Genomic DNA, 26454 nt, shown 5'->3' with positions numbered 1-26454 from the left:
ATTCACTCCTTATAAAGGCCCGAGTACGAACGTGACCACAGTCAGGACACATACGTACAAGGCGCAATCGAACAATGCTTCGTGCCAGATCCAGCGACTGACCGGAGTCAGGCGCAACAGCAGGCGCAGCCCACCGGTGATCAGCAACGCCAGCAACACATAAATCAGAAACGGACTGAGCAGCACGCCACCCAGCGACCATTCACGCAAACCCATGGCTGTGCTCCTGTTGACGACACCAGGCGCGCCAGCTGTTCTGCAATTGCAACACCGCGCCCTGGGCCAGTTTCAACGCGTCGCTGGGCGGCAACGCAGATAGTCTTTCGAGCAACTCTTCGCTGGGCTCGGCCAGCGCATCAGCGCGTTCGCCTGCCGGTCCCTGAGCCAATACTTGTTCAAGCGCTTCGAAATAACGTCGTTCCGGGATCTGCGCCACCGCCAGACTCATGCGCAGATGCAGTAACTCGTCGCCGATGTCGAGGCTGAGCAATCCGTCGTCCCAGCGACTGCGCGCCGGTTCCGGCAGCTCCGGAGAGTGCCGCGCCAATTGCAGCAGACGATCGGCCATGCGTCCGCCGAACCAGCTCTCGGCACCGCTGAGGTTGCGTCGGGTCAGGCGCACCAGATCTTCAAGCGTCGCGGCCAGCAAGCGGCGGCCGTGCCATGCGGGGTTGCGCAGGATCAGCAGATGGAACGCCAGCACTGCCGCGCCGACGCCGATGATCATGGCTTGGGCGCTGTTGAAGAAGTTGGCGACGTCGAACGTCATGGCGTTCTGTGGAGAAATCAGCACGATGAAATGCAGACAGAATGAAGTCGCGGTGGCGCCGATCTGTGGCCGGGCCATGCCCAGCGCACCGAAGAACAACGGCACGCCCATGCCCATGCCCAGCAGCGCGAAACTGCTCCATTGCGGCAGCAGAATCTGCCCGACCAAAAACGCCGACGGTATTGCCAGAAAAATTCCGCGCAAGAAACTCATGCCAATCTGCGCGCCGTTTTCACGGCTGGCAAACAGGCTGCAGACCACGCAGGTCAGCAACAATGCGCCGGACGCTGCCGGCCACGCGGTCGCCAGCCAGAAACTCGCCACCACCAGAAAGGCCAGGGCACTGCGCGCACCAAACACCAGGGCCAATGACAAGTCGCGATGTGGCGTGAGTGCGCGCGGCGGGTCCACCGTCGTCCTGCCCTCGCGCACCGCTTGCAGCGCCAGACCGGCGGCCATGGCGGTGTCGAGCAAGAGACTGAAACGCGCCAGGCAATAACTTTGCGCCGAACTGAGGTGCGGGTCGTGAGTTGCGTCGAGCAATCTCGGCCGCAATGCTTGCAGCGTTGGCGAGTCAGCGCTGTCGAGGGCTTGTTGCACCTCGTCCATCCACGGCTGGAGTTGTTCGGCTTCCGTCGGCGTGAGTTGCTTCCACTGCCGGCGCGCCGACCGGGCGATACGCAGCAACATCAAGAGTTTCTGGCTCAAGCCGCCGATGGCTCTGGCGCGCTGACGACCGAGACCACCCTCGAACCAGGCGTGCTCACGCTGGGCATCCACCGCGACAATCTTGCCGAGAATTTCCAGCAAGCCTTTGCGCGCCTTGCCATCACCGGCGAGCGTTGCCCGCGCCGCGTTGATGCCGCTTTGCCAGGCAGCCAGGGCCTGATCCGCCAATTGCCGCTCAACCCGCATCGGCCAGAGCAACGCACTGCTCGCGGTGGCGCAAAGAATGCCGAGGCAAATCTCCGTACAGCGCGCCACGGCCTGATCAAATACGTTGAGCGGATGACTGATCGCCGGCAATGCGATGATCGCCACGGTGTAACCGGCCAGCACGAAGGAATACGACCAGGCGCTGCGCAACAACGTCGAACTCGCCGTGCAGAGACCGAGCCACAGCGCCAGTGCCAACAGAAACAACCATGGCGTTTGCGCAAACAAACCCATGAACACCACGGACATGATCGTCCCGACCAAGGTGCCGAGCAGGCGCGCCAATCCTTTCTGCACCACCATACCCGACAACGGCTGAGCAACGATAAAAGCCGTCATCAACGCCCAGGCCGGTTGTTCCAGGCCCCAACGCATCGCCAGCCACAACGCGAGCCCGCCGCCGAGCACAGTCTTGATTGCAAACTGCACAGCGCGAAGGTCGGGGGCAAATAAGGCCTGAAAAGTGATCGGCACGAAGAGGACTCTGTGGATGATGATTTAACGATAGTCGGGTGACTGTAAGTCACTTGAAAACTAATTATTAGCTAGCTATCCAACTATCGTCCAGCACTAAATCCCGGGCACAAAAAAACGCCAGACAGGCTGGCGTTTTTGACAGGCTTTAGACGCTTAAGAGCGTGCGCGAGCCTGGTTACGCAGGGATTTCACCTGATCGTGATTGCGTTGTACGCCGTGGTATTGGCGTTCAACCAGATCACGAATACCCACCAGGTTGTGCTTGTTGATTTTCTCGATGGCTTCTCTGTAAGCCTTCAGCGCATGGTCTTCGCCACGCTCGGCTTCATTCAGCACGGCCTCTTCGTCTTTGCCGGTGAACATGGCTTTGACATCGACCCAGCGGCGGTGCAAATCAGCGCTGACGCTGGTAGAAGTTTCCGGATCGCCGCCCAGTTTACGCACTTCTGCCTGCAACTCGGCTGCCGCGGTCGCGCAATCGGCGGAGCGCGTGACGAACAGTTGCTTCAGTTCAGGGTGCTTGATGTCTTCGGCGCAAGTCTTGAACCCTTCCTGACCGTCCTTGCTGGTTTCAATCAGGTCGTTGAGTACAGAAATGGCTTCTTTATTCATATCAGTCATTTTTCAGTTCCTTGCGATCAGTGGAAGATACAAGGAATATTGCAGCGTGCATGCCAGCTTTTCAGAGTAAAAATAAACTATATAAATCAATAAGATAACGATTAACCGTAAATCTGTATGCCTGTTATTTGCATGATCTGTCATTTGGCCTCCATGCAGAATGCCTGTATTTTTCGAACTGTTCTGAAACCAGATGACCGATTGATGAATCCTGAAAAGCTCGAACTGTTGATTACCCGCGAAATGCCATTCGGCAAATACAAAGGCCGGATCATCGCCGACTTGCCGGGGCCGTACCTGAACTGGTTCGCCCGGGAAGGTTTTCCCCACGGTGAACTCGGCGGCCTATTGGCTTTGATGCAGGAAATCGACCACAACGGACTGTCGGATTTGCTTGAACCGCTGCGTGCCAAACACGGCAAACCCGCCCCGCGCCATTGACGGCCCCCCCCTGACTGAGCCTCTTATGCCCGATAACACTCGCCGTGCCCGTGATGAAGCTTTCTGGCAAACCTTTGCTGACCGCTACGACAGCCTGCCAGGCCCGATTAACCTGGAAAACGGTTACTTCGGGCGTATGTCGCGCACCGTGATCGAGGAATATCAACGCAACATCGAGCTGATCAACAGCAGCAACTCGCTGTACGCGCGTCAGCGCTTTGAAACCACCGATATCCTCGATATTCGCGCGCAACTGGCCGAATTGATCGGCGCGCGCTCCCACAGCGTCGCTTTCACAAGCAACGCCACCGATGGCCTGCAATCGCTGATCCGAAACTACAACCGCCTGCAACCCGGCGATCAGGTGCTGGTGTGCGACCTCGATTACGGCACCGTCAAAGGTGCCATGCAGTGGCTCGGCCGCAATCGCGGTGTTGAAGTGATCGAGATCGAACACGCACACCCGGCCAGTTTTGAAAGCCTGGTAGAGGCCTATGAAGAGGCGTTCATTCGCCATCCGAAGATCAAGCTGATGGTGCTGACTCACGTCACTCACCGCACTGGCCTGGTCATGCCGGTGAAGGCGATCGCCGCGCTGGCCAAGGAGCATGGCGTCGACGTGATTCTCGACGGTGCCCACGCCCTGGGCCAGATCGAATTCGATCTGGAAGACCTGGGCATCGCTTTCGCCGGCTACAACCTGCACAAATGGATCGGGGGGCCACTGACCCTCGGCTTTCTCTATATTGCGCCGCAACGCTTGGCCGACATTGATCCGGACATGGGTGAAACTCACTTCCCGATCAGCGATATCCGTTCGCGCACGGCTCACAGCACGCCGAACATTCCCGCGCTGATGACGCTGCCGCTGGTGTTCGAGGAACACCGTTCGCTCGGTGGTGCGGCAGCCAAGGGCGCGCGGGTCAGTTATTTGCGCAATTTGTGGGTGAGTGCCGTGCGCGACCTGCCGGGCATTGAAGTCATGACCCCGGATGATCCGCGCCTTTACTGCGGCATCACGTCGATGCGCTTTACCCATCACGACCAGCCGGCCATGGTCGAACGCCTACTGAATGACTACAACCTGTTCACCGTGGCGCGCGACGGCTCGGCGTGCGGGTCGTGTATCCGCATTACCGCAGGGCTGACCACAACGGCGGCAGACATGAACTTGTTGATCCGCGCCATTGACGAGTTGCGCCACCCCGCCTAAACCGTGTACTTGTCAAAGTCCTCGGGCTTGATCTGCGTCGACACCGCAAAGGTGTCGATGCCGATGGTGAGATGGCCGAAGTAGCCGTCTTCATGGGAAGCGCGCCCGACCGGCCAGACCGTCAGGGTCGATGCTTCACCGTTCATCCCGGAGTAGATAGCGTCCTCGGCATTGTTCAGCGCGACAGCAGAGCGCCCGCGATAGCCCTTGGCATTGAGCACGGCGCGGGACGTGACTTCGGGAAAGTACATCTGTCCGACCCAGGCAACCTGACGCTCATCCAGGCAATCGCCGCCCCCGACGATCCGCACTGCCACATGAATATGCAGCGTGCGACCGGCATAGAAACCTGGATAGATCGTGGTGAAACGTACCGTACCCTTTTTGTCGGTCAGTTGGCTGCCGCGCAGGTAGGTGTCGTCGTCGGTGCGCGGGATCGAGCCGATTGCCTCGACGTCGACTTCTTTATCGGGATCGATCCGGCTCCAGCCCGAATAAGCACCACGGGCGTTGCAGTGCCAGATGTCCACCAGGGCGCCCGTCACCGGATTGCCGGTCATGGCGTCGACAATGCTCAGGCGCAACAGCAAGGGCAAGCCTTCGGCGCCCTCGCTGATGTTGCGACGCAGCAATTTGGGATTTCGAAAATACGGCCCGGCGACTTGCTCGGGGGCCAATTGGTAAACATCGGTGCATGCAGCATTCGAGGCCTGATCCATGACGCGTTCTCTCTTCCATAAGATGAACGCAGATTAGCGCCCCGAAAAAATCGCCGGGTGGTAACTATGTATCGCGGCGTAACAGATCAGGTGCAGGAGCTGCCGCAGGCTGCGATCTTTTAATCTGGTCGTTTCAATACTCTGTGGGGGAACGCGGAGCGTCCCGGGCTGCATTCCCACGCGTGGCTTGGGAATGATCAACGAACAGGATCAAAAGGTTGCGGCCTGCGTCAGCTTCTGGATGGGGGGAATACGTTCGTGAGGCGAATCAGTTTATTTCGGGCATAAAAAAACGGTGCGCCGACCAAGCGCACCGTAAAACCGTAGAACACACAACGACGTGTCGGGTAACAATCAGTCCAGCAGCGCCAGAGCCTCGGCGGTGCATTCCTGAATGCGGGCCCAGTCGCCGTGCTTGATCCATTCCGGATCAAGCATCCAGCTACCGCCCACGCACATGACGTTTTTCAGCGCCATGTAGTTTTTGATATTGGCCGGGCTCACGCCGCCGGTCGGGCAGAACTTCACTTCGCCGAACGGGCCGCCCAATGCCTTGATTGCCGCCACGCCGCCACTGACTTCAGCGGGGAACAGTTTGAAGCGGCGATAACCCAGACCGTAGCCTTCCATGATGCCGGAGGCATTGCTGATACCCGGCAACAGCGGAATCGGGCTGGCGACACTGGCTTCGAGCAGATCGCGGGTGATGCCCGGCGTAACGATGAATTGCGAGCCGGCCGCTTCAGCCGCCGCGAGCATGTTGCGATCGAGCACGGTGCCGGCACCGGTCACCAGTTCCGGACGCTGTTCGCGCAGGATCTGAATCGCCTTGAGGCCGAACTGCGAACGCAACGTCACTTCCAGCGCGGTCAGGCCACCGGCGGCCAGAGCATCGGCCAATGGCAGCACGTCCTGTTCGCGCGCGATGGTGATCACCGGCAGGATCCGCGCCTTGGCGCAGAGGCTGTCGATCAACGCAACTTTGTCCGCCATGGAAACGGTCGGGGATGGGGTTGTCATAGCGGCTGTTCCTTGGCTCATGGGCACCAGTAAATCTCTAACGTAGGTTGCAGAAATGCACGAACCGGCATGACAGCGACATCGTCACCGGCCAGCGCGGCATTCAGGGTGGTCAGTTTCGACTGACCGGAAATCGACAGAATCTTGTGCCGGGCCGAAGCCAGCAACGCGCGGCTCATGGTCAGGCGTTGACGCGGCACACTCGGCGCCATCATCGGCCAGCAACGACGTGTGCCGTCGGCTCGCAGCGCCTCGGAAAGGTTAGGGCTGTCGGGAAACAATGACGCGGTGTGGCCGTCATCGCCCATGCCCAGCACCAGCACATCAATCGTCGGCAACTCACCGAGCAGACGATCCGCCTGCTCCGCCGCTTGCTCCAGATTGGCTGCCGCGCTGTAAAGACTCAAAAACTGCGCCTTGGCCGCCGGGCCCTTGAGCAGATATTGCTTGAGCAGACCGGCGTTGCTGTCGGCGTGCTCCACCGGCACCCAGCGCTCGTCCGCCAGGGTCACGATGACCTTCGACCAGTCCAGCGCCTGCTTGGCCAGGTGCTGGAAGAACGCTACCGGGCTGCGACCGCCGGAGACCACCAGCACAGCCTTGCCGCGCGCGGAGATCGCGTCGCTCAACTGCTTCGCCACCGCCAGCGCCTGACCTTCGGCCAGCAGCACCGGGCTCTTGAATTCGTGGGCGCGGACGCCCGTCGGCAGTTTCACATCAGATATCGCCATACCACGACCTCCCATCCCGCGTGATCAGTGCAATGGAGCTCATCGGCCCCCATGACCCGGCCGCGTACGGCTTGGGCGCATCACCGGATTTTTTCCAACCGGCAATCAACTGGTCACACCACTTCCACGCGGCTTCGATTTCATCTTTACGGACAAACAGGTTCTGATTGCCGTTCATCACTTCCAGCAACAACCGTTCGTAGGCGTCGGGGATCCGCGCGCTGCGCCAGGTATCGGAAAAATTCAGCTGCAACGGGCCGCTACGCAGCTGCATGCCTTTGTCCAGGCCTTGTTCCTTGGTCATCACGCGCAAGGAAATGCCTTCATCCGGTTGCAGGCGAATGATCAGTTTGTTGCTGATCTGCAAGCGCTGCTCAGGGGCGAAGATATAGTGCGACGGCTCCTTGAAGTGAATGACAATCTGCGACAGTTTTTGCGGCATACGCTTGCCGGTTCGCAGGTAAAACGGCACGCCGGCCCAACGCCAGTTGCGGATGTCGGCACGCAGGGCGACGAAGGTTTCGGTGTCGCTCTGGGTGTTGGAATTCGGCTCTTCAAGGTAACCCGGCACCGGCTTGCCTTCGCTGTAGCCGGCGATGTATTGGCCACGCACCACTTGGGTGGTCAGGCCTTCCGGGCTGATTGGCGCCAGGGCCTTGAGCACTTTGACTTTCTCGTCGCGGATGCTGTCGGCGGACAGGTCGGCCGGTGGGTCCATGGCGATGAGGCAGAGCAACTGCAACAGGTGATTCTGGATCATGTCGCGCAGTTGGCCGGCCTTGTCGAAATAGCCCCAACGGCCTTCGATGCCGACCTTCTCGGCCACGGTGATTTCCACGTGGGAGATGTAATTCTGGTTCCACTGGGTTTCGAACAGGCTGTTGGCGAAACGCAAGGCGATCAGGTTCTGGACGGTTTCTTTGCCCAGATAGTGGTCGATGCGATAAGTGCGGTTCTCCGGGAAGAACTGCGCCACGGCGTCGTTCACTTTGCGCGACGATTCGAGGTCCGAGCCGATCGGTTTTTCCAGTACCACGCGGGTGTTTTCCGCCAGACCGACTTTGGCCAGGTTTTCACAAATCGCGCCGTACACCGCCGCCGGGGTGGCGAAGTAGGCAATCATGCAATGTTCGCTGCCGGCGGTTTCGGCCAGGGCGACGTAATCTTCGGATTTGAGGAAGTCGACGTGCAGATAGCTCAGGCGCGCCAGAAATCGCTCGAGTACGGCGGCATCGAGATCTTTTTCACCAACGTAACGCCGCAGTTCGGCGGTGATGAACGCCAGGTGCTCTTGTTCGCTGCCGGCCTCACGGGCCAGGGCGATGACGCGCGTGTCCTCGTGCAGAAGGCCGGCGCCGTCGAGTTGATAAAGGGCAGGAAACAGCTTGCGCAGGGCGAGATCGCCAAGAGCGCCGAACAAGGCAAAGGTGCACGGTTCAACCGTAATCGAAGGCATGATGTTTGTTCTTTTATCAAGTTAAGCTACAAATACCTTTTTTCAAGGCATCACTCAAGGGAAAATGTAGTAATAACCACAACATTTTCCCGAAATGCAGATTCCGTGTGGTGGTCGGCCGGAGCCATCAGTAGGATAGGCCACCGTCACGGGTCTCATCAAAGGCCCAATTTGCATAGCCGCGCGCTTATCGGCGCAGGTGAAACCAGGAAACCCATATGGATCGCGTGCGCAATTTACTGGAACAGATCCAGAGTCGCCTTGAAGACCTGAACAAGGCTGAACGCAAAGTCGCCGAGGTGATCCTGCTCAATCCACAGCAGGCCACCCGCTTCAGTATCGCCGCCCTCGCCCAGGCCGCTTCGGTCAGCGAGCCGACGGTCAACCGCTTCTGCCGTTCGTTCGGCGTCAGCGGCTACCCCGAACTCAAACTGCAACTGGCCCAAAGTCTGGCCAGCGGCGCGGCCTACGTCAGCCGGGCGGTAGAAGCGGACGACAATCCCGAGGCTTACACCCAGAAGATTTTCGGCAGCGCCATTGCCTCGTTGGACAGCGCTTGCCAGGCACTTGATCCGAATTTGATCAGCCGAGCCGTTGACCTGTTGATTCAGGCGCGGCAGATCCACTTTTTCGGCCTCGGCGCTTCGGCTCCGGTGGCGCTGGATGCGCAGCACAAGTTCTTCCGTTTCAACCTCGCCGTCACCGCTCACGCCGACGTATTGATGCAGCGAATGATTGCCTCGGTGGCGCATACCGGTGAGTTGTTCGTGATCATTTCCTACACCGGGCGCACCCGCGAACTGGTGGAAGTGGCGCGCATTGCCCGGGAGAACGGTGCTTCGGTGCTGGGCCTGACCGCCGAAAACTCGCCGCTGGCCAAGGCCAGTACATTGAGCCTGAATATTCCGTTGCCGGAAGACACCGACATCTATATGCCGATGACTTCGCGGATCATTCAGTTGACCGTGCTGGATGTGCTGGCGACGGGGATGACCTTGCGTCGCGGGGTGGATTTCCAGCCGCATCTGCGCAAGATCAAAGAGAGCCTGAATGCCAGCCGGTATCCGGTGGGAGACGAGTTCAACTGATCCGGAATTTCCGCTACCTGAACCAACCTCATCGCTGGCAAGCCATCTCCCACAGTGTCCGCGTCGAACATGGAATTTGCGAACGCGAATGAAACCTGTGGGAGCTGGCTTGCCAGCGATGGGGCCAGTCGCAACACCGCATATTTAAGCCGCAGATCGTGCCTGCAAACTGATGTGCGCCTTTTCCCCCGGCGCCAGATGCAGACTGTCCGTCCCCCCCGCCGCCGCTTCCACGCAGACGAATTCCGAAATTTCATCCCAGCTCACACCGAGCAGCGGCCGCGCGCCCGGATGCCAGACTACCGTGTCTGCCGTCTCGCCCGTGTCGATGCACAATTCCCGCTGCCAGGCGTGATCCTTGAGCTGTAATTCGCCGTCATGCTGAAACACTCGCTGACAGGCGCCCTCTACCCGCAATTCGCCTTCCTGCTGACACGCCTGACGACTCAACTGGTCATAACCCTGTGCGCCCTCCAGCCCAGACAGCGCTATCTCACTCACATCGCCAATACGCCAGTAAGCGTGCAACGCCTGGCTCAACTGGCACGGCATGTCGTCCTGATGCTCGGTGCTCAGGCGCAATTCCATGCGTTCGCCCAGGTGCGCATGCAAGTCCACCTGCCAGTCGCACAACTGCAACTGCCAGTGCAAACGCACGCCGTCTTCGGCACTGCTGCTGTCGAGCAGTTTCCAGTCGAGCAACCGCGCCCAGCCATGGGACGGCCACGCGTTTTCGCTCGGATGCCGCCCATACCACGGCCAGTACACCGGCACGCCGCCGCGAATGGCACCAACATGCGGCCACTTCGCCGCGCACCACAACCACGGCTTTTGCTCGCGCGGCTGGAAGTGCAGCAATTGCGCCCCCTGGCGACTGAACACCGCCTGACACAGCGGATGATCGATCACCAACACGTCGCGCATCTGATAGCGATCCCAGGCGAACACCGGTCGTTCACGCAAGGATTTGAAGAAGCGTTGCAGCGGATGCTCATGCATGTGTCGCAATCCTGAAAACATCTGTTCCTGGGCAGCGCCTTCCCCAAAAAAAAGCGGACAGCCTTGGCTGTCCGCAAATATGCGCACATAGAGAGGAGCTTATCGCAACAGCGTTAGAACACCGACTGAATTTTCAGACCGGCCACCAGCGCGTTGTCCACCTCGTCAACACCGCCCGGGTGGGTGATGTATTGCAGGTTCGGACGCACGGTGAGCCAGTTGGTCACGTGGAACCCGTAGTTCAACTCGTAGTTGTATTCGGTGTCACGCAGCGGCGAGAACAGCGGATCGGCGTAGTCGGCCACACCGTTGGCGGCGTTGGTCAGCTCGGCGTTTTTCTTCACGTCATCGTTGACGTGGATCCGCGAGAAACCGATGCCGACGTCGTCTTTCGGACGCGCATCGAACGGGCCTTTATAGACGAACATCAGCGACTGGTAGTTGTCGACGACGTTGGTGTCCTTGTCGTGGAACGTCGCGTTGGCGGCGATGTTCAGGCCACGGCTCTTGTCACCGTTGTGGTCGGTCAGCTGTTGCTGCGCGACGAACCAGTAACCGCTCTTGCTGCTGTGGCTGCGATAGGCGTTGCCGCTGGTCGCTGCATCGGCGCCGTTGTCGTCCTCGCGAACGTCATCAGCCTTGGCGGTGCTTTTGTAGTAACCGACACGGTACTCGCCCGGCAGGTTGTTCGGGTTAGGCAACCAGACCAGTTCGACCGGGATCACCGTACCTTTGGTGCCGCTGCCGCTGAGCTTGAAGCCGTTGCCGTGTTCGAGCTGCGACGGGTTCTGGTTGTAGGCGCCGATCTGCGCATACCACTCGTCGTTGAAGTTGTACTTCAGGCGAATGGCCGCCTGGCTGACCGGCCAGTTGTACCAGATGTTGGTGGCCCAGTTACCCACTTGGGATCCGCAGAACGCCAGGTTCTGGAACTCGCACGGGAAGGTGTTGAAGTCTTCGCCTTCACCGAAGTAACCGGCCTTGACGTCGAGCTTGTTGTCGAAGAACTGGTGCTTGATCCACAACTGGGTCAAACGAACCATGTGGCCACGGCCGTAGACTTCTTGAGACGAGCTCAAGGTGCCGGCACGCGGATCGCCCACGCGGTCGTTGGAGATGTTTTGACCGTTACGGTTGGTCAACTGGATCTTCGCCTGGGTGTTGTCCCAGCCGAGCAGCTTTTGCAGGTCCAGTGCCGCGCCCAGACCGAACTGATCGCTGTAGCGTGCCGTCTTGTCGTTGTTGTAACCACCGTGCAGGTTGCCGCCCACTTCACCGACGTAGTCCATTTTGATGTCGATGCCTTGCTCGATCAGCTTGGTCCGTTCGCCACCCCAGTCACCCGTCATCCACTGCGAGTCGGCACTGAACGCATCATCGGCCATCGCATTGCCCGCCATGACCAGCGCAGCCGCAACTGTCACCTGGCAGATCAACCGGGCATTGATGTGTTTCTTTTTCATCCCTACATCCTCGTTTTATTGTTATTAACTGTTTTTATCTAACGCGGTTTACATCAGTTGCGACGAATGACAGGCCATTCGTTGCGGATCCCCACTGTGGCCGGGCATTTGTGGGAGCTGGCTTGCCAGCTCCCACCTGACCGCATTCCCACATTTGTGTCTCAGCGCCCTTTGAACTGCGCCACATTCGGCGCTCGGGTTTCTGCCTGTTCATGACTGGCAACACCCAGGCGTTCACCGGTCTTGGCATCGAACAGCAGCACTTTGGCCGGATCGAATTGCAGGGTCAGGGTTTCGCCCACCTGCGGTGCTACGTCCGGTGCCAGACGGCAGCAGACTTTGGTGTCGTTGAGGTTGACGAAGATCAGCGTGTCGGGACCGGTCGGTTCGGTGACCTGTACTTCGGCGCGAATGCTGGGCTGGCTTTCGCCGTTGGCCAGCAGGATTTGCTCCGGGCGCAGGCCGAGGATGACTTCGCGATCCTCAAGACCGGCGTCCTGCATGGCCAGCGGCAACTCGCAACGGGCCTGGCCGCTGTCTAGCAAGGCAACCAGTCGGCCGTCCTTGCGTTGCAGGCGCAGCGGGATGAAGTTCATCGGCGGCGAACCGATGAAGCTCGCCACGAACAGGTTGGCCGGATCGTTGTAGATCTCTTTCGGCGTACCGAATTGCTGAATGATGCCGTCCTTCATCACCGCCACTTTGTCGCCCAGGGTCATCGCTTCGATCTGGTCGTGAGTCACGTAGACCGTGGTGGTTTTCAGGCGCTGGTGCATCAGTTTCATTTCGGTACGCATCTCGACGCGCAGCTTGGCATCGAGGTTGGACAGCGGTTCGTCGAACAGATAAATCTTCGGCCGACGCGCCAGGGCACGGCCCATCGCCACGCGCTGTTGCTGACCACCGGAGAGCTGTCCCGGCTTGCGATTGAGCAGGTGTTCGATCTGCAAAAGCTTGGCGACGCGGGTGACTTCTTCGTCGATATCGGCCTGTTTCATCTTGCGGATTTTCAAGCCGAATTCGATGTTCTCGCGCACGCTCATGGTCGGGTACAGCGCGTAGGACTGGAACACCATGGCGATGTCACGATCCTTCGGGCTCATGCCGCTGACGTCCTGGTCACCGATCATGATCGCGCCGCCGGTGATGGTCTCCAGGCCGGCGATGCAGTTCATCAGGGTCGATTTGCCGCAACCCGAAGGGCCGACGAGGATCAGGAATTCGCCTTCCTTGATCGACAGTTCGATGTTCTTCAGGGTGTCCGGCAGGCCGGCGCCGTAAGTCTTGTTTACATTGCGAAGTTCAAGCGTTGCCATGATTACCCCTTGACCGCGCCGGCCGTCAGGCCGCGCACGAAATACTTGCCTGCGATCACATAGACCAGCAGGGTCGGCAGCCCGGCGATCATCGCCGCCGCCATATCAACGTTATATTCCTTGGCCCCGGTACTGGTGTTGACCAGGTTGTTCAGCGCCACCGTGATCGGTTGCGAATCACCGCTGGAGAACACCACGCCGAACAGGAAGTCGTTCCAGATCTGGGTGAATTGCCAGATCAGGCACACCATGATGATCGGGGTCGACATTGGCAGAATGATCCGCCGGAAAATCGTGAAGAAACCCGCGCCGTCCAGCCGTGCCGCTTTCACCAGTGCATCGGGAATGCTCACGTAATAGTTGCGGAAGAACAGTGTGGTGAACGCCAGGCCGTAGACGACGTGGATGAACACCAGACCTGTGGTGGTGCTGGCCAGGCCCATTTTGCCGAGGGTGAACGAGGCTGGCAGCAGCACGGTCTGGAACGGCAGGAAGCAGCCGAACAGCAACAGACCGAAGAACAACTGCGAACCGCGAAAGCGCCACATCGACAGCACGTAGCCGTTCAACGCGCCGATGGCGGTGGAGATCAGCACCGCCGGAACGGTGATCTTGATCGAGTTCCAGAAGTAACCGTCAACCGTGGCCCAGGCCTTGATCCAGCCAATGCCGCTGACCACGGTCGGCCAGCTCAGCAGGTTGCCGGTGCTGATGTCTTCCGGGGTCTTGAAGCTGGTCAACAACATGACCACCAACGGCACCAGATAAAGCAGAACCGCGAGGATCAGCACTGCGTAGATCGCGATGCGACTCAGGCTGATGGGCGATTTGGCAGCGAGACTAGTCATGACGCTTGGTCCTCAGCTCGGAGTACAGGTAAGGCACGATGATCGCGAGGATCGCACCGAGCATCAGAATCGCACTGGCCGAGCCCATGCCCATCTGGCCGCGACTGAAGGTGAAGGAGTACATGAACATCGCCGGCAGGTCGGAGGAATAACCCGGACCACCCGCTGTCATTGCCGCCACCAGGTCGAAACTCTTGATCGCGATGTGCGCCAGGATCATCACAGCACTGAAAAATACCGGACGCAGACTTGGCAGCACGACTTTCCAGTAAATGCGCGGCATGCTTGCGCCATCGATCTGGGCGGCACGGATGATCGACTGATCGACGCCACGCAGGCCGGCGAGGAACATCGCCATGATAAAACCCGAGGCTTGCCAGACAGCCGCGATCACCAGGCAATAGACCACGCGATCCGGGTCGATCAGCCAGTCCAGACGGAAGCCTTCCCAGCCCCAGTCACGCAGCAGTTTGTCCAGGCCCATGCCGGGGTTGAGCAGCCATTTCCAGGCCGTACCGGTGACGATCATCGAGAGCGCCATCGGGTAGAGGTAAATGGTGCGGATGAACCCTTCACGTCGGATGCGCTGATCGAGAAAAACCGCCAGCAACACGCCGATCACCAGCGTGATGCCGATGAACATGCCGCCGAAGACCGCGAGATTTTTGCTCGCCACCCACCAGCGGTCGTTGTTGAACAGGCGCTCGTATTGCGCCAGACCGGCCCACTTGTAAGTCGGCAGGAAGGTGGACGTAGTGAACGACAGAACGAACGTCCACAGGATGTAGCCATAGAAGCCCACCAGAACGATGAACATGCTTGGCGCCAGCACCAGTTTCGGTAGCCAGCGCTGCAGTGCATCGAACGGCGAGGCTTTGCTGAACACAGCAACAGAACTCATGGGGAAATCCATAAAAAAGAGGAGGAGCAGCTACAAGCTGCAAGCTGCAAGATCAACAGTGCACAGCTTTTAACTTGTAGCTCGCAGCTTGCCGCTTACGCCTACTTGGACGACTTGATCGCAGCGCCGAGTTTCTTGGCGGTGTCGGCCGGGTCGGCTTTCGGGTCGTTGATGTAGTTGGTCACGACGTCGAAGAACGCGCCCTGCACAGCCAACGTGGTCGCCATGTTGTGCGCCATGCTTGGTTGCAGGCCGCCGGACTTGGCGTCAGCCAGGAAGTCCTTGGCCGCCGTCTGGGCGCAGGAGTCGAAACCGAGCTTTTCCATGTTGTTCAACATGTCGTTGCGAACCGGAATCGAGCCTTTGTTGATGCTGAAAACTTTCTGGAAGTTTTCACCCAACACGACTTTGGCGATGTCTTTCTGACCGGCCGCAGTGCCCGCGTCTTTCTGCTTGAACACGGCCAGGGAGTCGATGTTGTAAGTGAACGCCTTGTCGGTGCCCGGGAACGCTACGCACTCGTAGTCCTTGCCGGCGACTTTCTTGGCGGCGGTCCATTCGGACTTGGCCCAGTCACCCATGATCTGCATGCCGGCCTTGCCGTTGATGACCTTGGCCGCTTCGAGGTTCCAGTCCTGGCCTTTGCCGTCGACGTCCATGTAGGTCGCGACTTTTTTCAGCTCGGTCAGGGCCTTGACCATGTCCGGGCCGGTCAGCGCGCCGTTGTCCAGATCAACCAGGGCTTTCTTGTAACCATCGACACCCATGACCGAGAGCACGACGGCTTCGAACACGGTGCTGTCCTGCCAAGGCTGGCCACCGTGGGCGAGCGGAATGAAGCCGGCAGCCTTGAGCTTGTCGCCTGCCGCGTAGAATTCTTCGAGGGTGGTCGGGTTCTTGGTGATGCCGGCTTTCTTGAAGACTTCCGGGTTGATCCACAGCCAGTTGACGCGGTGAATGTTCACCGGCACAGCCACGTAATCACCTTCGTACTTCACGGTGTCGGAGACTTTCTTGTCGAGCAGGCTGTCCCACTTCTCTTCTTTGGCGACGTCTTTCAGTACGTCGGTGTCGAGCAGGCCGGTTGAGGCCCATTCCTGGATGTCCGGCCCCTTGATCTGGGCCACGCCTGGCGGGTTGCCGGCAACGGCGCGGCTTTTCAGCACGGTCATGGCAGTCGAACCGCCACCGCCGGCTACGGCGCCGTCCTTCCAGGTGAAACCGTCTTTTTCAACTTGAGCCTTGAGCACATCGACAGCGGCTTTTTCGCCACCGGATGTCCACCAATGCACGACTTCTACCGAACCTTTGGAATCGGCAGCAGAAACGCTGAGCGGCAGAATGGCGAGCGGGAACAGGGAGGCGACAGAAATGACAGTAGCGAGGCGAGAAATCGCATTCATCTGAGATGTACCTTTCTTGTTGTTATGCATGCAAGTCTGAAGCTTGCGCTGCACAGGAGTTTAAACAGGGCATTTCCCTTCGCAGGTAACGAAGGGATGCGCAAATGTCACCGCATGGTTACACAGCAACGCTTTGGGATGACTGCGCCAGCGCAGTGGCCATGCTTGGCGCCAGTGGCAAACGCGGAATCAACACCGCTTGCCAGGCGTGATACAGATCCGGTTTTCCCGGCCAGATATCGGCGCTCGGGCGGTTTTGCGGATCGAGTTCGTGGTGCCAACTGCCGTCACAGCGGTCGATGAAATGTGTTTCGCAAAACTCCCAGAATCGTCGGTACCAGGTTTCGTATTGCTCGTCGCCGGTGCGTTTGAGCAGGGCGCTGGCGGCGGCGCTGGCTTCGGCGTGCGTCCAGTGCAGGCGATGGCGAACCACGGCTTTGTTATCCCAGTCGAGGGTGTAGACAATGCCTGGCGCGCCGTCGACGTCCCAGCCGTGGCGACAATTGTGTTCGAAGAGTTTTTGCGCATCGGTCGCCAGCCAGCCCGGCGTCAACATGCCGGCCTGCACGCGAGCCGCTTCGAGGTGCAGCAACAGCCGCGCCCATTCGAAACCGTGGCCCGGCGTGGTGCCGTAAGGACGAAAGCCGTCGGCGGGGTTGTCACGGTTGTAGTCGCGCAGCGGTTGCCAGTTGCGGTCGAAATGCTCGACCACCAGGTAGTCATTGGCGGCGGCATGACCGTGGATCACCCGTTCGACGATGCGCTGGGCTCGCACCAGCCAGCGCGGATCTTCAGTGACATCAGCCAGGGCGAGGAACGCTTCGGTGGCGTGCATGTTGCTGTTGGCGCCGCGATAGGCCTCTTCTTCGCGCCAGTCGCGACTGAAGAATTCGCGCATGGCGCCCTCTTCTTCGCTCCAGAAATACGTGTCGATGATGTCGACGGCGTCATCGAGCAGCGCCTGGGCGCCGGGCCGTTGCGCAACCACGGCGGAACTGGCGGCCAGCGCGACGAAGGCATGCAGGTAGGCATTTTTGCCGGTGTTGCCATCGCGGTGTTCAGCCGTGGCGAACCAGCCACCGTGCAACGCATCGCGCAGCGGCCCGCGCAGGGCTGCGATGCCGTGATCGACCAGTTCGGCGAACCCCGGCAAGCCCTGAATATGGGCCATGGCGAAGCTGTGGGTCATGCGCGCGGTGTTCATGGTTTCGGCTTGCGCATCGGCCGTCAGTTGGCCGCGTTCGTCGAGGTTGCCGAAACCTTCGGGAAGTCGTGAGGCCTTGGCGAAGTCGAGCAGACGCAGGCCTTCGGCGGCGAGCCAATGCTGGTGCGCCGGGGCGTTCAGCCAGGTGCTGAAGCCGGGGTTGAAGGTGTCCATGGATGACCCTTTTTTTTGTTATGACTGCGGGCAGTCTAAACAACGGGTCGGGTGTGGCTTGTAACGAAAGGGGCGGGTTTTGTCACCGTGTCGTGACAAAGCAGGCTGCGATCTTTTGATCTTCAATCCATGGAACGCGGTAACTGCAGGGTCACGCGCAATCCGCCGTCGCGCAAATTCTGCAGTGTGACTTCGCCGCCATGGCTGTGCGCAATATTGCGCGCAATCCCCAGCCCCAGCCCATACCCTTGTTTCTGCCCGGCCAGTCGAAAATGCGGCTCAAATACCTGCTCCAGCCGCTGCTCCGGCACGCCCGGCCCTTCGTCATCAACGTGCAGGACAAACGCACTCTCATCATCGTCAACATGCAAATGGGCGTTCTGACCATATTTCAAAGCGTTGTCGATCAGGTTGCCAATACACCGCTTCAGCGCCAACGGCTTGCCCGGATACGCCGCCAGTGCTCTGCCCTGCTGGGTCACGCGCCCATTACCGACCGGCGCCAGATACGGCTCCACCAGGCATTCGAGCACATGGTTGAGATCGACCGGCTCGATGTTTTCGTGGATGTCGGTGTCTTTCACGCATTGCAGCGCGCCCTTGACCAGCAGTTCCAGCTCATCCAGATCACGACCGAATTTGGTTTGCATCTGCTCGTCTTCGAGCAGCTCAACCCGCAGGCGCAAGCGAGTGATCGGCGTGCGCAAGTCATGGGAAATCGCGCTGAACAACTGGCTGCGCTCGGTCAGGTAACGGCTGATGCGTTCGCGCATGGCGTTGAACGCGCGGCCCACTTCGACCACTTCACTACCACCGCCCTCGGCCACCGGCTCGACGTCGGCACCCAACGACAGATCCCGGGCCGCCCGCGCCAGACGCTTGAGCGGGCGACTTTGCCAGTGCACCAGCAGGCCGATGAACAGCAACAGAAACCCGCTGGTGAGCACGATGAACCAGACTTGCTGCGCCGGCAGGCCTTGTTCTTCCAGACTGGTGTAAGGCTCGGGCAGCAGCGAGGCGATGTACAGCCATTCGCCCGGCGCCATTTGAATTTGGGTGACCAGCACCGGCGGATTCACCGGTTCGAGGGTCAGTGCGTAATGCGCCCAGGAACGCGGCAACTCATCGAGCTTAAGGCCAGCGTTGAAAATCCGCAGGTCTTCAGGGCTGACGAAGGTCACGGAAATATCGGTGTCGTGGCCAAGGGATTGACGCAACACCTCGTCCACCGCTTGCATCACCGCCGCTTTGCGTGGCGTGACGGGCAACACGTCCATGCCCAGGGGTCTGTCGTTGAGCGTCACGACGAAGCGCGTGCCGCCCATGCTGCGCAACTGGTCGAGCACCAGCGGCCGATAGGCCACCGGCAACGAGCGGAAATAGCTGACGCTGGCGGTCATCGAATGGGCGAGGCTGCGGGCGCTGGTAACCAGGCCTTCAAGTTGCGTGGCGCGCAGTTGCGAAACCCAGATCACGCTCGACAACGTCTGCGCGAACAACACCGCGAGCAAGGTCAGCAGCAGCATGCGCCCGAGCAGCGAGCGCGGCATCGGCACCTTGGCGGCGAGGTTGCGCAGAAACTCAGTGGCCATTGCCGGCAACCACATTGGCTGCCAATTGATAACCGCTGCCGCGCACCGTGCGGATCAGACGCGGTGGTTTTTCCGTGTCGCGCAGGCGTTGGCGCAAACGGCTGACGGCCATGTCGACGATCCGGTCGAGCGGCATCAGGTCGCGGCCACGGGTGGCGTTGCCGATGGTGTCGCGGTCGAGGATTTCCTGGGGATGATCGAGGAACAGTTTCAGCAACGCAAAGTCGGCGCCGGACAAAATCACTTCTTCGCCATCGGTGTGGAACAGACGATGGCTGACCATGTCCAGCCGCCAATCGTCGAACGTCAGCACATCACTGCTGCTGCGCTCCTGGGCGAATTGCGCACGCCGCAGCAATGCCTTGATGCGTGCCTGAAGTTCGCGGGGGCTGAAGGGTTTGCCGAGGTAATCGTCGGCGCCCAGTTCCAGACCGATGACCCGGTCGGCCTCGTCGGAACTGGCGGTGAGCATGATGATCGGCACCTGCGCCTGACGCGGATGCTGGCGCACCCAGCGGCACAGGCTGAAGCCGTCTTCGTCGGGAAGCATCACGTCGAGGATCACCAGATCGCTGGGCGCCTCGTTGAGTGCCTGACGAAACCCGGCACCATCGGCCGTGGCCCGTACCTGAAACCCGGCGCGGGTCAGGTAGGTTTCCAGCAACTCGCGTATCTCCTGGTCATCATCGACCAACAAAATCGACTTGTTGATTGAATTCACTTCGAAGGCGTCCTTGTTGTTGGAATTGGGGCGGATTATGCCTGATGAAGCTTGAAGATTTGTTGCCTGTTCTGGCCTCATCGCTGGCAAGCCAGCTCCCACAAGGTCATGTACACATCTAGAAAATGTCTTCAATCCTGTGGGAGCCTGGCTTGCCAGCGATGCAGGCGACTCGGTCTCATGCTTGGTCGAGGGCCACACCGGCGCCGACGAGCCCGGAATACGGGGCTGTCACCAACCACACCGGAATGCCCTTGAAGTAATCGCTCATGCAGCCCTTGTCGGCGAAGCAACGGGCGAAACCGCTTTGCAAAAAGAAATCGGCAAATCGCGGAATCACCCCGCCGACGATGTACACACCGCCGCGCGCGCCCGTGGTCAACACGTTGTTGCCCGCTACACGGCCAAGCCAGCAGCAGAACTGCTCAAGCACTTCCAGCGCGATCGGGTCGCCCGCAAGCCCTGCCGCCGTGATCGCTTCCGGGGTATCGAGTACCGGTTCATGCCCGTCCACCGCGCAGATCGCCCGGTAGACGCGCGGCAAACCCGCGCCGCTCAACGCAGTTTCAGCGCTGACATGACCGATCTCGCTGTGGATGTGTTGCCAGAGCTGGGTTTCACGCGGACTGCCCAGCGGCAGATCGACGTGACCGCCCTCGCCCGGCAACGCGGCGAAAAGGCCTTCGCCCAGACTGAGCAGAGTACCGACGCCAAGCCCTGTGCCCGGGCCGATGACGACGGCTGGGCGCAACGGTTCCGGCGCGCCTTGGCAGACCACGCGGAACTCATCGGGCTGCAATCGGGTCATGCCCAGCGCCATCGCCGAGAAGTCGTTAATCAGCAACAGTTGCTCGACCTGCAAGGTGTCGCAAAACGCCTTGATGCTCAGACGCCAGTGATTGTTGGTGAACTTGAATTCGTCACCGCTGACGGGGCCGGCCACCGACAGGCACACCGAACCGATCGAACCCAGCGCCAGACCGAGCCCGGCCATGTAGACGCTGATCGCCTCTTCCGGACTGGCATGGTCGGCGGTCGCCAACACCTCCACGGAGGTCAGTTGTTGATTTTTCCACAACGCAAACCGCGCGTTGGTGCCTCCGATGTCACCGACCAAAGCCAGTTTCAATTAAGCGTCTCCAGGGCAGAAGTGAACGCGCTGGCGCCCTGCTCCGCCGAGCTGAAGGCCATACGCATAAAGCCAAACAGTTCGCGACCACTGCCGATGTTATTGCCCAACAGGCCTTTGGCAGGTTCGCGCGCTGCGAATTCTTCGGCGTCCACCTTAAGCTCTAGAATGCCTTGGACGCCATCCACGCGGATGATATCGCCCTCTTGCACCCGCGCCAAAGCGCCGCCTACGTAGGCTTCGGGGCTGACGTGAATCGCCGCCGGAATTTTCCCCGACGCGCCGGACATACGACCGTCAGTCACCAAGGCGACTTTGAAACCGCGATCCTGCAGCACACCGAGGAACGGCGTCATCTTGTGCAGTTCCGGCATGCCGTTGGAACGCGGCCCCTGGAAGCGCATCACCGCGACAAAGTCTTTTTCCAGCAAGCCGGCCTTGAACGCGTCGGCCAGATCCTGTTGATCCTGGAACACCATCGCCGGTGCTTCGACAACCTGATTTTCCAGCGCCACGGCAGACACTTTCATCACACCGCGACCGAGATTGCCCTCCATGACCCGCAAGCCACCTTCTGGCGAGAACGCACGGGCCACCGGGCGCAGGATGGTTTCGTCGAGGCTATCGATCGGGCCTTCGCGCCACACCAGTTCGCCGTTTTCGAGGAACGGTTCCTTGGTGTACCGGCTCAAGCCATGGCCGAGCACGGTGTTGACGTCTTCGTGCAGCAGGCCGGCGCCGAGCAGTTCACGAATCAGGAACGACATGCCACCCGCCGCCTGGAAGTGATTGATGTCAGCTTTGCCGTTCGGGTAGACGTGGCTGAGCGTCGGGACGACTTCGGAGAGGTCGGCCATGTCTTGCCAGGTCAGTTGAATGCCTGCAGCCATGGCGATGGCCGGCATGTGCAAGGTGTGGTTGGTCGAGCCGCCCGTGGCGTGCAGGGCGACGATGGAGTTGACCAGCGATTTTTCGTCGACGATTTCGCCGATCGGCATGAAGTTGCCGTTCTGCTTGGTCAGGCGCGTGACTTGATGCGCGGCTTCGCGGGTCAGGGCATCGCGCAGCGGCGTGTTCGGGTTGACGAAAGAGGCGCCCGGCAAGTGCAGGCCCATGACTTCCATCAGCAGTTGATTGGTGTTGGCGGTGCCGTAAAAGGTGCAAGTGCCCGGGCTGTGGTAGGACTTCATCTCCGATTCCAGCAGCTCCTCGCGGGTGGCTTTGCCTTCGGCGTACTTCTGGCGGACGTCGGCTTTTTCCTTGTTGGAAATCCCCGAAACCATCGGCCCGCCCGGCACGAAGATGGTCGGCAGATGACCGAAACGCAGCGAACCCATCATCAGTCCCGGGACGATCTTGTCGCAGATACCGAGCATCAGCGCGCCGTCGAACATGTTGTGCGACAACGCCACTGCGGTGGACAGCGCGATCACTTCGCGGCTTGGCAGGCTCAGCTCCATGCCCGGCTCGCCCTGGGTCACGCCATCGCACATGGCCGGGGTGCCGCCAGCAAACTGGCCGACCGAGCCGATTTCACGCAGGGCATTCTTGATCTGTTGAGGAAAGACTTCGTACGGCTGATGCGCCGAGAGCATGTCGTTATAGGAGGACACAATGGCGATGTTCGCCGAGTTCATCATCCGCAGGCTGTGCTTGTCTTCGCTGCCGCACCCGGCCACGCCGTGGGCAAAGTTGGCGCATTGCAGCTTGCCGCGCATCGGGCCGTCAGTGGCGGCGCCGCGAATCAATGCAAGATAAGCCTCGCGTGTGGCGCGGCTGCGGGCGATAAGCCGTTCGGTGACCTCAAGGACGCGGGGATGCATGTGTAGAACTCCAGGCTAACGGATGTGGCGACCTGATTGTCTATGCTGATCAAAAGCCGCTGTCGATGGGATGACGGACGGTTTTTTTGATCATTCGGACCAGTTGATTCAGGTCACTCGTTGTAGATAAAACAAAATATTGCCATTAAAAAGGCTTGTTTTCTATTTTTATGCGAATAATCTTGTAATTCCAACAACAAAACGACGGCGGCGCTGTTCCATGACTCTTCGAATCGCAATCAATGGTTTTGGCCGCATCGGCCGTAATGTCCTTCGCGCACTGTATACCCAAGGCTATCGTCAGGACTTGCAGATCGTCGCCATCAACGATCTGGGCGACAGCTCGATCAACGCGCATTTGCTCAAGTACGACACCGTTCATGGCACTTTCGATGCCGACGTTCAGCATGATAACGAGAGCCTGACGGTCAACGGTGACCGTATCGCTGTCAGCGCCATTCGCAACCCGGCCGAACTGCCGTGGGCTGCGGAAAAAATCGACGTAGTGTTCGAATGCACCGGTCTGTTCACCGACCGCGCCAAAGCCGCCGCGCATATTACGGCCGGCGCTCGCAAAGTGATTATCTCGGCCCCGGCCAAAGGCGCCGATGCCACCGTGGTGTATGGCGTGAACCACGACATTTTGCGTCAATCGCACCAGATCATTTCCAACGCATCGTGCACCACCAATTGCCTGGCGCCGGTGGCGCAAGTGCTGCACCGCGAACTGGGCATCGAAAGCGGTCTGATGACCACGATTCATGCCTACACCAACGACCAGAACCTGACCGACGTCTACCACACCGACCCGTACCGCGCCCGTTCGGCCACGCAGAACATGATCCCGAGCAAAACCGGCGCCGCCGAAGCCGTTGGTCTGGTGTTGCCGGAACTGGCCGGCAAGCTGACCGGCATGGCCGTGCGTGTGCCGGTGATCAATGTGTCGCTGGTGGATTTGACTGTGCAGTTGAAACGCGAAGCGTCGGCCGATGAAGTCAACGCGCTGCTCAAAGCCGCGAGCCAACATTCGAAAATCCTCGGCTACAACACGCTGCCGCTGGTCTCCAGCGACTTCAATCACAACCCGCTGTCGTCGATCTTCGACGCCAACCACACCAAATCCAGCGGCAAATTGCTGAAGGTGCTGGCCTGGTATGACAACGAGTGGGGCTTCTCCAACCGCATGCTCGATAACTGCCTGGCGCTGTGCAACGCCGAGTAAGCAACGCTTACATGCAGGAGCTGCCGCAGGCTGCGATCTTTTGATCTTAAGATCGAGGATCGCAGCCTGCGGCAGTTCCTACAGGCGTTATGTGATTGCGCGCGACTATGGGAGCGAGCCTGCTCGCGAAGACGGCAGCACATTCCACATTAATGTGATTGACCCGCCGTTATCGTGAGCCTGCTCAGTCCTACAGGGAGCGGAATAAGTCTGTAAGATCCCCGTTTCGCTCCCTCTTTGCCGAGTCCATGCCGAAACCCGCCTCCTCCAGACTTGCCCGTGCGCTGTTCGGCCTTTTGGCCTACGTCAGCCTCGGCGTCGGCTTGATCGCCATCGTCATTCCTGGCCTGCCGACCACCGAGTTCATCCTCCTCGCCGCGTGGGCTGCGACGCGCAGTTCGCCGCGGCTGAGCGCCTGGCTGGAAAACCACCGCGTGTTAGGGCCAGTCCTCGTCAACTGGCACAACGGCAAGATCATCGCGCGACGGGCCAAGGTCAGCGCGACCGTGAGCATGTTGCTGTGCGCCGCGCTCATGTTGCTCACGCTTGATCACGGCTGGCCGATTTACCTCGCGCTTGGCGGCATGCTGATGGTCAATCTGTGGATCTGGTCACGCCCGGAGGCGTCGCAAAACCCTGCCTGACTACCGCGTTATTCCCCTGTTTTTATTCACCTTTCGGCAGTTTTCTCCGCGCAAACGTTTTGCAGTGACCGTTCGTCGGCATCGCCCTCATGCCGATGCTCCGTGCGCCGATGGCAATTCATGGCGCTGAATGGATTTGGCAAAGCGGGTCGTTCCTGGCCCACACCACCGGCAAATCCCTTCGCGAGATCACCTGCATGTTCGACTCCCTCTCCATCCGCCTGAAAATCGTCCTGCTGTCCGGTCTGTGCCTGATCGGCGTGGTTGCGCTGATTGTCGGCCTGAACATCTACCAGACCAATCAAAACGACGCCCTGGTCAGCGACTCCAGCAGCAAAATGCTCACCGCCAGCGTGCAAAACCTGTTGCAGGCCAAGGCGGCCGAGCAAGCGGTGCGCGTGCAGAAAACCTTCGGCGAGAGCCTCTTGGTGATTACTGCGCTGGCGGATCAGATCAAGGACATGCGCGTCATGGCCGCCAAACGCTCGCTAGAGTCGGGCGCTTTGCGTGAGGAGTTGAACCAGAGCCTGAAAACCGCGTTCGAGCGCAACAGCGGCGTGCTCGGTATCTGGCTCGCTTTCGAGCCCAACGGCCTCGACGGCAAGGACAGTGAGTTCGCCAACGACGCTGCGCGTCAGTCCAACGAAGCCGGGCGTTTTGCGAGCTACTGGAGCCGCGCCGCCGGTTCGTCGCTGAACACAATCATGGTCGAAGAGGACATGACCAAAACCACCCTGAGTGTCAGCGGCACGCCGTACAACAGTTGGTACACCTGCCCTCGCGACAACAAACGCACTTGCCTGCTCGACCCTTACGCCGACACCGTCGGCGGCAAGGAAATGCTCATGACCACGATTTCCGTGCCATTGCTGGTGGACGGCAAGGCCATCGGCGTGGTCGGCATCGACATCGCCCTCGACGCACTGCAAGCGGCGGCGGTGGGTTCCCAACGTGAACTGTTCAACAACGCCGGGCACATGCTGATCGTCTCCGCTAGCGGCGTACTCGGTGCCGACAGTGCCGACGCAACCAAGGTCGGCAAAAACATTGGCGACACCCTTGGCGCCGACGGCAAGGACATCCTGCAACTGCTCGGCAGTGGCACGCCGAAAATTCTTGAACAGGGCGACCTGATCCGCGCGGTGTACCCGGTCGACCCGATTGGCAACTCCCGGGCCTGGGGCGTGGTCATCGATCTGCCGAAACAAGTCCTGCTGGCCGACTCGGTCAAGCTGCAAGCGGTGCTCGACGATACGCAAGCAACCGGCACACTCACTGCGTTGCTGGTGGCCGTCGTCGCCGGGCTCGTCGGCCTGCTGCTGATCTGGCTCACCGCTTCGGGCGTTACCCGGCCGATCAACAGCGTTGCCGCCATGCTGAAAAATATCGCCAGCGGTGAAGGTGACCTCACCCAGCGTCTGGACTACAGCAAAAAGGATGAGCTGGGCGAACTGGTGAACTGGTTCAACCGCTTCCTCGACAAACTGCAACCGACCATCGCCCAGATCAAACAGAGCATCACCGAAGCGCGTGGCACGGCGGAT

At 59.9% G+C, this 26454-nt stretch carries 23 protein-coding genes and 1 pseudogene; 6 read left to right on the top strand and 18 right to left on the bottom strand.

Features of this window, described 5'->3' with window-relative positions; translation table 11 throughout:
- Positions 1–9: 9 nt before the first annotated feature.
- From GIW69_RS02195 to GIW69_RS02185, 3 genes are all read right to left on the bottom strand, one after another.
- Positions 10–216, bottom strand: a complete 207-nt coding sequence (locus GIW69_RS02195) for a DUF1656 domain-containing protein (protein WP_236480501.1) — start codon at positions 214–216, stop codon at positions 10–12.
- Positions 203–2179 carry an FUSC family protein gene (locus GIW69_RS02190; RefSeq protein WP_236480500.1) on the bottom strand — a complete coding sequence of 659 codons (1977 nt, stop codon included), beginning with the start codon at positions 2177–2179 and terminating at the stop codon, positions 203–205. The genes GIW69_RS02195 and GIW69_RS02190 overlap by 14 nt, the downstream gene beginning before the upstream one ends.
- A gap of 156 nt (positions 2180–2335) precedes the next feature.
- On the bottom strand, positions 2336–2803 hold the full coding sequence (locus GIW69_RS02185) for a ferritin-like domain-containing protein (RefSeq protein WP_236480499.1): 468 nt from the start codon (positions 2801–2803) through the stop codon (positions 2336–2338).
- A 204-nt stretch (positions 2804–3007) separates the two neighbouring features.
- Here GIW69_RS02185 and GIW69_RS02180 point away from each other — a divergent pair, with 204 nt between their 5' ends.
- Positions 3008–3244: a DUF3820 family protein gene (locus GIW69_RS02180; RefSeq protein ID WP_003227425.1), complete on the top strand. Its 237-nt coding sequence runs from the start codon at positions 3008–3010 to the stop codon at positions 3242–3244.
- 25 nt (positions 3245–3269) lie between these two features.
- The gene (locus tag GIW69_RS02175) at positions 3270–4457 is read left to right on the top strand and encodes an aminotransferase class V-fold PLP-dependent enzyme (RefSeq protein ID WP_236480498.1); all 1188 of its coding nucleotides are present in this window, start codon (positions 3270–3272) and stop codon (positions 4455–4457) included.
- On the opposite strand, the gene GIW69_RS02170 is transcribed toward GIW69_RS02175, so the two are convergent.
- The 4 genes from GIW69_RS02170 to zwf form a co-directional block, all read right to left on the bottom strand.
- Entirely contained in the window at positions 4454–5176 is a 723-nt protein-coding gene (locus GIW69_RS02170; RefSeq protein ID WP_236480497.1) for a dioxygenase family protein, read from the bottom strand. The genes GIW69_RS02175 and GIW69_RS02170 overlap by 4 nt on opposite strands.
- A 354-nt stretch (positions 5177–5530) precedes the next feature.
- The gene (locus GIW69_RS02165; RefSeq protein WP_236480496.1) at positions 5531–6196 is read right to left on the bottom strand and encodes a bifunctional 4-hydroxy-2-oxoglutarate aldolase/2-dehydro-3-deoxy-phosphogluconate aldolase; all 666 of its coding nucleotides are present in this window, start codon (positions 6194–6196) and stop codon (positions 5531–5533) included.
- A gap of 17 nt (positions 6197–6213) precedes the next feature.
- Positions 6214–6927: a 6-phosphogluconolactonase gene (gene pgl / locus GIW69_RS02160; protein ID WP_236480495.1), complete on the bottom strand. Its 714-nt coding sequence runs from the start codon at positions 6925–6927 to the stop codon at positions 6214–6216.
- Positions 6914–8383, bottom strand: coding sequence for a glucose-6-phosphate dehydrogenase (gene zwf / locus GIW69_RS02155; protein WP_236480494.1), 1470 nt, complete (start codon positions 8381–8383; stop codon positions 6914–6916). The genes pgl and zwf overlap by 14 nt, the downstream gene beginning before the upstream one ends.
- Positions 8384–8610: 227 nt before the next feature.
- On the opposite strand from zwf, the gene GIW69_RS02150 reads away from it, so the two are divergent.
- Positions 8611–9471, top strand: a complete 861-nt coding sequence (locus GIW69_RS02150) for a MurR/RpiR family transcriptional regulator (protein ID WP_171057240.1) — start codon at positions 8611–8613, stop codon at positions 9469–9471.
- A 144-nt stretch (positions 9472–9615) separates the two neighbouring features.
- Here GIW69_RS02150 and GIW69_RS02145 read toward each other — a convergent pair whose 3' ends face one another.
- The 11 genes from GIW69_RS02145 to edd form a co-directional block, all read right to left on the bottom strand.
- The gene (locus tag GIW69_RS02145; RefSeq protein WP_236480493.1) at positions 9616–10470 is read right to left on the bottom strand and encodes a D-hexose-6-phosphate mutarotase; all 855 of its coding nucleotides are present in this window, start codon (positions 10468–10470) and stop codon (positions 9616–9618) included.
- A gap of 113 nt (positions 10471–10583) precedes the next feature.
- Entirely contained in the window at positions 10584–11933 is a 1350-nt protein-coding gene (locus GIW69_RS02140; RefSeq protein ID WP_236480492.1) for a carbohydrate porin, read from the bottom strand.
- Positions 11934–12094: 161 nt separating this feature from the next.
- Positions 12095–13249, bottom strand: a complete 1155-nt coding sequence (locus GIW69_RS02135; RefSeq protein WP_236480491.1) for a sn-glycerol-3-phosphate ABC transporter ATP-binding protein UgpC — start codon at positions 13247–13249, stop codon at positions 12095–12097.
- A gap of 2 nt (positions 13250–13251) precedes the next feature.
- Positions 13252–14097, bottom strand: a complete 846-nt coding sequence (locus GIW69_RS02130) for a carbohydrate ABC transporter permease (protein WP_236480490.1) — start codon at positions 14095–14097, stop codon at positions 13252–13254.
- Positions 14090–14998: a carbohydrate ABC transporter permease gene (locus tag GIW69_RS02125; protein ID WP_236480489.1), complete on the bottom strand. Its 909-nt coding sequence runs from the start codon at positions 14996–14998 to the stop codon at positions 14090–14092. Before GIW69_RS02125 ends, GIW69_RS02130 begins: the two co-directional genes overlap by 8 nt.
- Positions 14999–15099: 101 nt before the next feature.
- Entirely contained in the window at positions 15100–16401 is a 1302-nt protein-coding gene (locus tag GIW69_RS02120; protein WP_236480488.1) for an ABC transporter substrate-binding protein, read from the bottom strand.
- A 118-nt stretch (positions 16402–16519) separates the two neighbouring features.
- Positions 16520–17779 carry a D-mannose isomerase gene (locus GIW69_RS02115; protein ID WP_236480487.1) on the bottom strand — a complete coding sequence of 420 codons (1260 nt, stop codon included), beginning with the start codon at positions 17777–17779 and terminating at the stop codon, positions 16520–16522.
- 122 nt (positions 17780–17901) lie between these two features.
- Entirely contained in the window at positions 17902–19371 is a 1470-nt protein-coding gene (locus GIW69_RS02110) for an ATP-binding protein (protein WP_496570885.1), read from the bottom strand.
- Complete coding sequence (locus GIW69_RS02105) at positions 19361–20092, bottom strand: response regulator transcription factor (RefSeq protein WP_236480486.1); 732 nt, start codon at positions 20090–20092, stop codon at positions 19361–19363. The genes GIW69_RS02110 and GIW69_RS02105 overlap by 11 nt, the downstream gene beginning before the upstream one ends.
- Before the next feature lie 178 nt (positions 20093–20270).
- A complete protein-coding gene (locus tag GIW69_RS02100) occupies positions 20271–21221 on the bottom strand; it encodes a glucokinase (RefSeq protein ID WP_236480485.1) in 951 nt (316 codons plus the stop codon).
- The gene (edd, locus tag GIW69_RS02095) at positions 21218–23044 is read right to left on the bottom strand and encodes a phosphogluconate dehydratase (protein WP_236480484.1); all 1827 of its coding nucleotides are present in this window, start codon (positions 23042–23044) and stop codon (positions 21218–21220) included. Before edd ends, GIW69_RS02100 begins: the two co-directional genes overlap by 4 nt.
- A gap of 220 nt (positions 23045–23264) precedes the next feature.
- Here edd and gap point away from each other — a divergent pair, with 220 nt between their 5' ends.
- The 3 genes and pseudogenes from gap to GIW69_RS26300 all read left to right on the top strand — a co-directional run.
- Positions 23265–24266, top strand: coding sequence for a type I glyceraldehyde-3-phosphate dehydrogenase (gap, locus tag GIW69_RS02090; RefSeq protein ID WP_236480483.1), 1002 nt, complete (start codon positions 23265–23267; stop codon positions 24264–24266).
- A 248-nt stretch (positions 24267–24514) separates the two neighbouring features.
- On the top strand, positions 24515–24910 hold the full coding sequence (locus tag GIW69_RS02085; protein WP_236480482.1) for a YbaN family protein: 396 nt from the start codon (positions 24515–24517) through the stop codon (positions 24908–24910).
- Between the two features lie 89 nt (positions 24911–24999).
- Positions 25000–26388, top strand: a pseudogene (locus GIW69_RS26300) (methyl-accepting chemotaxis protein); the annotation flags it as partial.
- Positions 26389–26454 lie beyond the last annotated feature (66 nt).

The organism is Pseudomonas syringae (assembly GCF_021605415.1).
GTDB classification, from domain to species: Bacteria; Pseudomonadota; Gammaproteobacteria; order Pseudomonadales; family Pseudomonadaceae; genus Aquipseudomonas; species Aquipseudomonas syringae_S.
This window is presented reverse-complemented; position numbering and strand designations above follow the sequence as displayed.